Here is a 9,591-nt window from a genome sequence, read left to right as displayed (position 1 = left end):
GGACGCGGCGGGGGCGTGCCGGGACGGCGACGGCACGGCGGACTCGCGGACGAACGTGCCTGCACCGACCCGCGCTATCAGGTACCCCTCGGCGGCGAGGCGCTCGTAGACGACCGAGACGGTGCCGCGCGAGACCGCGAGGCGGCGGGCCAGCTCCCGCGTGGGCGGCAGCGCCTCGCCACCCCGCAGGCGGCCGTCCAGGACGGCGTCCCTGAGCTGCCGGTACAGGCCGCCGGAGAGGTCGCGGCGGTCGTCCAGCGTGATGTGCAGCTCCACGCCGCGCAGTCTAGATTGGCACAACACGCCGGGTCGATATTGGATCTGTACGTGGGCCATTGCGGGTCCCTACGGTGAACGCATGGATGTGCTCACCGAACTCGCCTCCTCCGACTTCCGCGACCTGGACCGCCGGGCGCTCGACCTCTTCGCCTCGCTGGTCGCGGGGGTCAAGCCCGCCGACCTCGCCCGCCCGACCCCCTGCCCGGACTGGACGCTGCACGGCCTGCTGCGGCACCAGGTCAGCCAGGACGAGGGGTTCGCGGCGGCGGCCCGGGGCGGCGGCGAGAGGCTCGCGGTGTGGCGCGGCGGCTCGCTCGGCGACGACCCGCACGCGGCGGTCGTGGCGTCCGGGCGGCTGGTGACCGAGGCGTTCGCCGAGGACGGCGTCCTGACCCGCGGGTTCGCGCTCCCCGAGGTCCGCGACGGCGGGCTCTTCCCCGCCCCGCTGGCGATCTCGTTCCATGTGGTCGACCTGGTCGTCCACGCCTGGGACGTCGCGGCCGCCCTCGGCCTGCCCTGGGAGCCGGACGACGAGCTGGTGGAGGCCTCCCTCAAGGTCGCCCAAATCGTCCCGGACGACCCCGGGTCGCGGGGGCCGGGGGCGTCGTTCGCGCCGTCCGTCGCCGCGGACGGCCGTCCTCCGCGCGAGCTTCTCCTCGCGCTCCTCGGCCGCGATCCCGCCTGGCGCCCCGCCGCCTGACCGTCCCGCCCTGGCCGGCGGGCCGGACCGGGGGCCGTCACTCGTCGGGGGCGCGGCCGGCGTAGAAGGCGACCTTCCACTTGATCTTCTTCTGCTGGGCGCGCAGCAGCCGGATCTGGGCCTCGACGCGGCGGTCGTGCTCCTGGAGGAGTTCGAGCCGCTCGGCGAAGGTCTCCTCGCCGCCGCGCGCGAGCTCGGAGTAGCGCAGCATCTCGGCGATGGGCATGCCGGTCTCGCGCAGGCAGCGCAGCATGCCGAGCCAGCCGAGGTCGTCGTCGGTGAACACCCGCCGTCCGGACGCGTTGCGCGCGATCCCGTCCAGCAGGCCGATCTTCTCGTAGTACCTGAGGGTGTCGATGCTGAAGCCGCTCTTCTCGGCGGTCTCGGCCGGGGAGTAGGAACTCACCCGGTCAGGATTCCACCTGGAGTGCGCTCCAGGTCAACCATGGCGCTTGACCTGGAGCGCACTCCAGGAGCGAGACTCGGAACCATGCGCATCGGACTTCAGGTACCCAGCTTCACCTTCCCCGGCGGCCCCGCGCGGATCGCGGCGGAGTTCGGCCGGATCGCCCGCGAGGCCGACCAGGGCGGACTCGACTCGCTGTGGGTGATGGACCACCTCTTCCAGATCCAGTCGGTCGGGCCGGCCGAGGAGCCCATGCTCGAGGGCTACTCGGCGCTCGCCTACGCGGCGGCGCTCACCGAGAGCATCACGCTCGGCACGATGGTGACCGGCGTGAGCTACCGGTCGCCGGCCCTGCTGGTCAAGACCGTCACGACGCTGGACGTGCTGTCCGGCGGGCGCGCGTGGCTCGGCGTCGGCGCGGCCTGGAACGAGGAGGAGTCGCGCGGCCTCGGCCTGCACTTCCCGCCGACGGCCGAGCGGTTCGAGCTGCTCGAGGACACCCTGCGCCTGGCCCACCAGATGTGGCAGGGCGACGAGAGCGCGTTCGAGGGCCGGCGGATCTCGGCGGAGCGCCCGCTGAACTCGCCGCAGGCGGTGCGCCGCCCGCACCCGCCGATCCTGGTCGGCGGCATGGGCGAGAAGAAGACGCTGCGGTTCGTCGCCAAGTACGCCGACGCCTGCAACATCTTCGACGGCGAGCACCTGCCCCACAAGCTCGACGTGCTGCGCGAGCACTGCGAGCGCGAGGGCCGCGACTACGCCGAGATCGAGAAGACGTCGCTGACCGTCCTGCCGGGCGCGGGCTCGGCCGGGGAGGCCGTCGAGACGGCCGGGCGGCTCGCCGAGGCGGGCGTCGACCACGTGATCTTCTCGCAGCGCGCCGACCAGGACATCGCGGGCGTCCTCGCCGAGGCCCGCGCCGAGATCGACAAGATCGTCCCCGCCGGCCGCTGACCCGCCCGCTCCGCCGGGCCGGGGCGGCAAGGCCCGGCGGGACGGGGCCGGGGGGCGCGGCACGGGACCCTGACGGCGGCCCTCTAAGGTCGGGCCATGGGTTCGTTCCGTCAGACCGGGACCGTCGTCACCGGCCACCGCTTCCTTGTCCCGCTCGACCACGCCGACCCGGACGGGCCGCGGATCGAGGTGTTCGCCCGGGAGGTCGTCGCGACCGCGAACGCGGACCGCGACGACCTGCCCTGGCTGCTGTTCCTCCAGGGCGGGCCGGGATACGGGTCGCCGCGCCCGTCCGGGCGCGAGGGCTGGCTGAACCGGGCGCTGTCGGACTACCGCGTCCTGCTGCTGGACCAGCGCGGGACCGGCCTGTCCACGCCGGTGACCGCGCGCCGGGTCGCCGCGCTGGGCGGCCCCGCCGAGCAGGCCCGGTACCTCATGCGGTTCCGCGCCGACTCGATCGTCCTGGACGCCGAGCTGATCCGCCGCGAGCTGCTCGGGGACACGCCCTGGACGATCCTCGGGCAGAGCTACGGCGGGTTCTGCGTGAACACCTACCTGTCGTTCGCGCCCGAGGGCGTCCGGGAGGCGCTGGTCACGGGCGGCATGCCGGGCCTCGCGGCCACCGCCGAGGACGTCTACCGCCGGACGTATCCGCGCGTCGCCGCCCGGAACGCCGCGTTCTACGAGCGCTACCCGGACGACGTGGACCTCGTCCGCGCCATCGCCCGCCGCCTCGCCGGGCACGACGAGCGGCTGCCGAACGGGCGGCGGCTCACGGTCGAGGGCCTGCAGTCGCTCGGCCTGATGCTCGGCATGAGCGACGGCGCCGACCGCCTGCACTACCTGCTCGAACCCGCCTTCGCCGACGGTGGCCCGGAACTGTCGCAGGTGTTCCTGGAACAGGTCGGGACGCACCTCAGCCACACCGACGCACCGATCCACCTCGTCCTGCACGAGCCGTGCTACGCGCAGGGCGCGAACCCGACCCGCTGGGCGGCGCAGCGCCTGCGCGCCGAGTTCCCCGAGTTCGCCCCGGACCCGGACCGCGACGGCCCGCTGCTGTTCACCGGCGAGATGATCTATCCGTGGATGGTCGCCGACGACCCGTCGGTGGCCCCGCTGCGCGAGGCGGCCGACCTGCTCGCCGAGCACGATGACTGGTCCGCGCTGTACGACCCCGCGCGGCTGCGAGGCAACGACGTCCCGCTCGCCGCCGCCGTCTACCACAACGACATGTACGTGGACTTCGGCCTGTCGATGGAGACCGTCCAGGCCGTGGGGAACGCCCGCGCCTGGGTCACCAACGAGTGGGAGCACGAGGGGCTGCGCGTGAGCGACGGCCAGGTCCTCGACCGGCTCATCCGCATGGTCCGCGGCGAGGCCTGACCGCGGCGGACGCGGGACGCCCGAGAAACGAGGAACCCCTCCCGGAGCCCGGGAGGGGTGGGTGTCAGGCGGCCGCGGGTGTGAAGACCCACTTGCGGTAGGACCAGTACCGGAACCACGAGCCGAGGCCGAGGCCGGCGAGCAGGCCGAGGTTGTAGGCGATGCCGCCGTGCAGGTGCAGCGAGTAGTAGACGAAGCCCGTGCAGAGCACCTGGATCAGCGCGCCGATGCCGTTGAGGGCGAAGAAGATCACGAACTCCAGGCCGGAGCCGTCGCTGTCGCGGTGCCGGAACGTCCAGTACCGGTTCGCCAGGTAGGACGTCACCGTGGACACGAGCGTCGGGATGACCACGCTCGTCACCGGGGACCCGCCGAGCCACGCCCGCAGCAGGTTCGCGCCGCCGATCGTGATCACCGTGCCGACGAACCCGACCATGCCGAAACTGAGCAGTTCGCTCAGGAACGGCCGGTAGGGACGCACAGCCATGGCCATTTTGGTTGGCCTTGACCGCTGCAAGGTACTCACTTGCCGGAACATTACCCGACACGTCCGGAAGGAGCGCCGCGTCCCTGATCACAGAAAGGTCAACGATCAGCGGCGCGGGTCGCCCCCGCGAGCAGCACGATCATGCCCGAGAGCGCCGCCGGGACGGCCAGCGCCCACGGCAGCCCGACCCCCTGCGCGATGAACCCGATCACCGGAGGCCCGCCCAGCAGGCCGAGGTAGCCGACCGCGGTCACCCGGGCGATGCCGTGCGCCGCCGGAATCCCCGGCAGGTTGCCCGCCGCGCTGAACGTGACCGGCGCCACCACCGCGACGCCGAGCCCGAAGAGGGTGAATCCGGCTACAGCCGCCCACGGATGCCCGATCGCGAGGCCGCCGCCGAGGCCCGCGCACGCCACCAGCGACCCCGCCCGGAGCACCGGGACGGCCCCGAAACGCCCGACGACACGGTCCCCGGTCAGCCGTCCGATGGTCATCGCGACCGCGCATCCGGCGTAGCCGAGGCCCGCGAACCCGGCCCCGGAGCCCAGCGACTCCTTCAGGTAGACCGCGCTCCAGTCCGCCATCGCGCCCTCGCCGACGAACGAGCAGAGCCCGATCACCCCGAGCAGCGCCAGCAGGAGCCCGGCCCCCATCCCCTTTCCGCCCCCGTCACGCGTCCCGGCCCTGTCACGCGTCGCGCCGCCGCTCGCGTCGGTGTCGGCCGGGGCGGAGTCGTCCTTCCCGGACGGAACGGCGGGGAGGGCCTCGGAGAGGTCGGTGTGCGGCGGCTCGTCCAGGTGGGGGTGCGAGCGGTCGAGCAGGCCGCGGCAGCCGACGAGCTGCAACGCCGCGAACAGCACACCGAGGACGCTCAGGTGGACGCCCACCGGCACATGGGCGTGCGCGGCCACGGCGCCCAGCATGGCCGCGATCAGCGACCCGACGCTGAAGGCCCCGTGCAGCCCCGACATGATCGGACGTCCGTAGCCGCGCTCGACCGCCACGCCCTGGGCGTTCATCGCCACGTCCATCAGGCCGAGGGACCCGCCGAGCAGCACCAGCGCGCAGACCAGCATCGGCAGGTTCACCGACAGGCCGAGGGCCACCGGGGTGAGCGCCGCCGCCGTCCCGGAGACGAGCACGACCGCCCGGCTGCCCCAGCGCGCGACCGCGCGGCCCGCGATCCGCGTGGACACCACGACGCCGATCGGCGAACCGAGCAGCGCCAGCCCGAGCGTCCCCGCGCTCAGCCCGAGGTGCTCCTTGATCTGCGGGATCCGCGCCACCCACGCCGCGGCGGCGAGCCCGTGCACCAGGAAGGCGACGGTCACCGCGCGCCGGGCGGATCGCAGTTCGGCGGGGAGCACGCTGGCGGTGAGAGTGGTCACCCCCACCACTTTATGACCGAGATCATCCGGTTTGGAGGTCGCGCCCCACCCGCTTCCGGGCGCGCCGGAGTCAGACCAGCTCGGCCAGCGGGACCTTGGGATCGGTCAGGCGGGCGCGGTCGGGCGCGGCCCCGCTGGTGATGATGCGGCGCAGGTCGCCGGTGACGTCCCAGACGTTGACGTTCATCGCCGCCGTCACCCGGCCGGCGGAGAGCCAGAAGGCGATGAACTCCAGCGACTCGACGTCGCCCCGGAACACCACCTCGTCGTAGTCGCCGGGCGACGCCAGCCCCGACATCTCCATGCCGAGCTCGTACTGGTCGGTGAAGAAGTACGGCAGCGCGTCGTGGACGACCGCCTGGCCGAGCATGGCGCGGGCCGCCACCGGGCCGCCGTCCAAGGCGTTCGCCCAGTGCTCCACGCGGACGCGGCGGCCCAGCACCGGGTGCTCCCAGGAGGCCACGTCACCGGCGGCGTAGATGTCCGGGTCGGACGTGCGCAGGCTCGCGTCCACCAGGACGCCGTCGGAGACCTCCAGGCCCGCGCCCTCGGCCAGCGCGGTGTTCGGGCGGGCGCCGATGCCGACGATGACGACGTCCGCCGGGATCTCCGCCCCGCCGGACGAGACGACCGCAGACACCTGGCCCGCGCCCCAGAACCCGGCCACGCCCTGGTCGAAGCTGAGGTTCACGCCGTGCTCGCGGTGCAGCCGGGCGAACACCTCGCCGAGCTCGGGACCCAGGTGGCGGTGCAGCGGGCCGGGCTCGGGCTCGATGATGGTGACGTCGTTGCCCATGGACCGAGCGGCGGCCGCCGTCTCCAGGCCGATCCAGCCCGCCCCCGCGACCACGACGCGCCGCCCGCCCGGAGACAGCGCCTCGCGCAGCACCGCCGCGTCCGCCATCGTGCGCAGGTAGTGGATGCCTTCCAGCTTCGCGCCCGGCACCTCCAGCCTGCGCGGGGACGCGCCGGTGGCGAGCAGCAGGCGGTCGTACCGCAACCGCTCCCCCGTGGCGAGGACGACCGCGTGGCCCTCCCGCTCCAGCGAGGTGGCGGCCGTCCCCAGCCGCAGCTCGACCCGGTTCTCCTCGTACCACTCCGCCGGATGGACGTGCGCCGACTCCCGCGAGTCCGCACCCAGCAGGAAGCCCTTCGACAGCGGCGGACGCTCGTAGGGGCGCTCGACCTCCTCCCCCACCAGGACGACCCGTCCCTCGAAGCCCTCCTGGCGCAACGTCTCGGCGGCCTTGGCACCGGCGAGGCTCGCGCCGACGATGACGAACGTCTCCTGGGGCATGGCGGGTCTCCTTAGCGTGGGCTCGCGGACACGGGCTGTTCCTATCTCACTACGCCGACTCCCCGCGGGAGACAAGGGCGCGGTGGCGCGCCACGGCGGAGGTGTCGGTGAGGGACGCGATCTGGTCGACGACCGCGCGCAGCCGCCCGGCGTCGTCGGACGCCGCGTCGAACGCCTCGCGGAAGACCGGGTCGAGGGTCCCCGGGGCCCCGGCGACCATCCGGTCGGCCAGCTCCGTGATGAGCTCGCGCTGCCGGGCCCGCTCGGTCTCGTGGCTGATCCAGACGTGGTGCGCGGTGATGCCCTTCAGCACGGCGCACTCCAGCCGCTGGGCGCGCGGGACGATCAGGTCGGCCGCGTACCGGGTCAGCGGACGGTCGCCGTAGGCGGCGCGGGTCGCCTCCTCGGCCGCCACGCAGAACCGTCCGATGAGGGAGCTGGTCAGGTTCTTCAGCGCGGCGAGCGTGCGGGTCGAGCCGTCGTAGCGGTCCGGCCAGTACGGCTCGGCCAGCAGGTCGGTGAAGCGCTCCTCCAGTTCGGCGACGTCCGCGACGAGCGGCGCGCCGCCGCGCGTGGACGAGCCGGGCCCGGCGGTCTCACCGGGCGGCGGCGCGGCGGGGTCCGGGGAGCAGTACAGCTTCGCGGCCGTCTCGCACACGAGCCGCCGCTCGGCCGGGTCGGCGAGCAGGGCGAAGTCGATGTGCCCGGCGACCAGCGCGTCCTCCAGGTCGTGGACGGAGTAGGCGACGTCGTCGCTCCAGTCCATGACCTGGGCCTCGAAGCACGCGCGGTCCTCGGGGGCGCCCTCGCGGACCCAGCGCGCGTACTCGCGGTCGTCCTCGTAGACGCCGAACTTGCCGTTCACGGCGTTCGGCTGCGTCCAGGGGTACTTCATGGCCGCGTCCAGGGCGGCGCGGGTCAGGTTCAGCCCGACGCTGGCGCCGTCCGGCGCGAACGACTTCGGTTCGAGGCGGGTCAGCACCCGCAGGCTCTGCGCGTTGCCCTCGAAACCGCCGCAGTCGCGGGCCACGACGTCGAGGGCGACCTCGCCGTTGTGGCCGAACGGCGGGTGGCCGATGTCGTGCGACAGGCAGGCGGTCTCGACGAGGTCCGGGTCGCACCCGAGGGACAGGCCGAGCTCGCGCCCGACCTGCGCGCACTCCAGCGAGTGCGTCAGCCGGGTGCGCAGGATCTGCAGGTTGCCGGTCGGCTCGGGCTCGCCGGGCGAGGCGACCTGGGTCTTGGCGGCGAGCCGGCGCAGCGCCGCGCTGTGCAGCACGCGCGCGCGGTCGCGCTGGAAGGCGGTGCGGTCGCGCCGCTTGGGCGGTTCGGGGGCGCGACGCGCGCGGTCGCGATCGGTGTATACAGTCATCTCCTCCCAGCGTACGCACCCGCCCCCCGATCCCGCCGAAACCAACGCCGTCCCCGACCACCGAGGCACGAACACATGACCCCCTTCCCCCCGGGATCCGGCACATGACGACCACGCTGCGGGCCGCGCTCGCGCTCGCCCTCCTCGCCGGCTTCTACGTCCTCGTCGGGCTCGTCCTCGCGGCCGCCGTCGCCGCCGACGCGCTCTACCTCGCCCACCCGTCGCACCTCGCCGCGCTCAAGATCGTGATCGTGCTGACCGTCGCGGCGTTCGCGCTGCTGCGGGCCCTGCTCGTGGTCGGCCGCAAGAAGGGCGACGACTCCTACGGCCGGATCGTCGGCCCCGAGCAGGAGCCGGAGCTGTGGCGCGAGGTCACCGCCCTCGCCGCCGCCGTCGGCACCGCCCCGCCGGACGAGATCCGGCTCGTCCCGGACGTCAACGCCGCCGTCATGGAGGAGACCTCCTGGCTCGGCCTGCGCGCCAAGCGCCGCCGGATGTTCGTCGGGCTGCCGCTGCTCGGCGTGCTCACCCGGTCGGAGCTGGCGTCCGTCCTCGGGCACGAGCTCGGCCACTACAGCGGCGCGCACACCCGGCTCGGCCAGCCCACCTACCGGGGCCGGGTCGCGCTGATCCGGACGATCGGCGGCCTCGGCAACCACCCCTTCGTCCAGCGGCTGTTCGTCTGGTACGCCAAGCTCTACTTCCGCGTGTCCGAGGCGGTGTCGCGCCGGCAGGAGCTGGAGGCGGACGAGTTCGCCGTGCGGATCGCCGGCCGGCGCGCCGCGTCCGAGGCGCTCACCAAGGTGCACATCGCGGGCGCGGCGTGGTCGGCGTACGGGTCGGAGTACCTGCCGCTGATCGGCCCGGCCGAGGCGCGCCCGACCGAGCTGTACGGCGGCCTGCGGCGCCTGCTGGCGGGGCAGCGCGACCGGTTCCTCGCCGAGGCGAACGCCGCCGAGACCTCCGCCTACGACTCCCATCCCGCGCTGGCCGACCGGCTCGCCGCGATCGCCCGGCAGCCCGAGAGCCCCGTCCAGGTGGACGACCGGCCGGCCGCGACCGTGCTGCGCGACCCGGCCGCCGCCGAGCAGGCCGTGGAGGCGGACCTGTGGTCGGAGCGGGCGCTCGCCCTGCCCGCGGTGCCGTGGGACGAGCTGGTCGCGCGCGCCATGTACCGGGCCGCCAACGCCGAGGCCGTCAGCGACCTGCTGGTGGCGGCGCAGCGGATCGACCGCGCGCCCGAGCCGACCCTGGGCGGGGCGGTCGCCGCCGTCTCCGCCGGCCGCTTCAGCGAGCTGGCCGCCGGGCTGCGCGACCTCGGC

10 protein-coding genes are annotated in these 9,591 nt (G+C 74.1%); 4 read left to right on the top strand and 6 right to left on the bottom strand.

Features of this window, described 5'->3' with window-relative positions; genetic code table 11:
• Window positions 1-276, bottom strand: a 276-nt coding sequence (locus tag AB0J52_RS15740) for a GntR family transcriptional regulator (RefSeq protein ID WP_500182292.1), incomplete at its 3' end; no start/stop codon positions are given.
• A gap of 82 nt (window positions 277-358) precedes the next feature.
• On the opposite strand from AB0J52_RS15740, the gene AB0J52_RS15735 reads away from it, so the two are divergent.
• Window positions 359-979: a TIGR03086 family metal-binding protein gene (locus tag AB0J52_RS15735; protein WP_500182291.1), complete on the top strand. Its 621-nt coding sequence runs from the start codon at window positions 359-361 to the stop codon at window positions 977-979.
• 37 nt (window positions 980-1,016) lie between these two features.
• On the opposite strand, the gene AB0J52_RS15730 is transcribed toward AB0J52_RS15735, so the two are convergent.
• Window positions 1,017-1,385, bottom strand: coding sequence for a MerR family transcriptional regulator (locus AB0J52_RS15730; RefSeq protein WP_500182290.1), 369 nt, complete (start codon window positions 1,383-1,385; stop codon window positions 1,017-1,019).
• Window positions 1,386-1,469: 84 nt separating this feature from the next.
• Here AB0J52_RS15730 and AB0J52_RS15725 point away from each other — a divergent pair, with 84 nt between their 5' ends.
• Both AB0J52_RS15725 and AB0J52_RS15720 read left to right on the top strand, forming a co-directional pair.
• Window positions 1,470-2,339, top strand: a complete 870-nt coding sequence (locus tag AB0J52_RS15725) for an LLM class F420-dependent oxidoreductase (RefSeq protein WP_500182289.1) — start codon at window positions 1,470-1,472, stop codon at window positions 2,337-2,339.
• A gap of 96 nt (window positions 2,340-2,435) precedes the next feature.
• Window positions 2,436-3,725 carry an alpha/beta fold hydrolase gene (locus AB0J52_RS15720; RefSeq protein ID WP_500182288.1) on the top strand — a complete coding sequence of 430 codons (1,290 nt, stop codon included), beginning with the start codon at window positions 2,436-2,438 and terminating at the stop codon, window positions 3,723-3,725.
• 64 nt (window positions 3,726-3,789) lie between these two features.
• Here the strand turns inward: AB0J52_RS15720 and AB0J52_RS15715 are convergent, their stop codons facing one another.
• The 4 genes from AB0J52_RS15715 to AB0J52_RS15700 form a co-directional block, all read right to left on the bottom strand.
• Window positions 3,790-4,212 (bottom strand): GtrA family protein, encoded by a 423-nt coding sequence (locus AB0J52_RS15715; RefSeq protein ID WP_500182287.1) that lies wholly within the window; start codon window positions 4,210-4,212, stop codon window positions 3,790-3,792.
• Between the two features lie 98 nt (window positions 4,213-4,310).
• Window positions 4,311-5,600, bottom strand: a complete 1,290-nt coding sequence (locus AB0J52_RS15710; RefSeq protein ID WP_500182286.1) for an MFS transporter — start codon at window positions 5,598-5,600, stop codon at window positions 4,311-4,313.
• Between the two features lie 70 nt (window positions 5,601-5,670).
• Window positions 5,671-6,897 (bottom strand): NAD(P)/FAD-dependent oxidoreductase, encoded by a 1,227-nt coding sequence (locus AB0J52_RS15705; protein ID WP_500182285.1) that lies wholly within the window; start codon window positions 6,895-6,897, stop codon window positions 5,671-5,673.
• Between the two features lie 49 nt (window positions 6,898-6,946).
• Entirely contained in the window at window positions 6,947-8,269 is a 1,323-nt protein-coding gene (locus AB0J52_RS15700; RefSeq protein ID WP_500182284.1) for a deoxyguanosinetriphosphate triphosphohydrolase, read from the bottom strand.
• Window positions 8,270-8,373: 104 nt separating this feature from the next.
• On the opposite strand from AB0J52_RS15700, the gene AB0J52_RS15695 reads away from it, so the two are divergent.
• The coding region (locus tag AB0J52_RS15695) for a M48 family metallopeptidase (RefSeq protein WP_500182283.1) at window positions 8,374-9,591 on the top strand (1,218 nt) is incomplete at its 3' end.

The sequence above is a fragment of the Spirillospora sp. NPDC049652 genome (genome assembly GCF_040675125.1).
In the GTDB taxonomy this organism is placed as follows: Bacteria; Actinomycetota; Actinomycetes; order Streptosporangiales; family Streptosporangiaceae; genus Spirillospora.
Note: the sequence above shows the minus strand (reverse complement) of the source record. Positions and strands in the feature narration are given on the sequence as shown.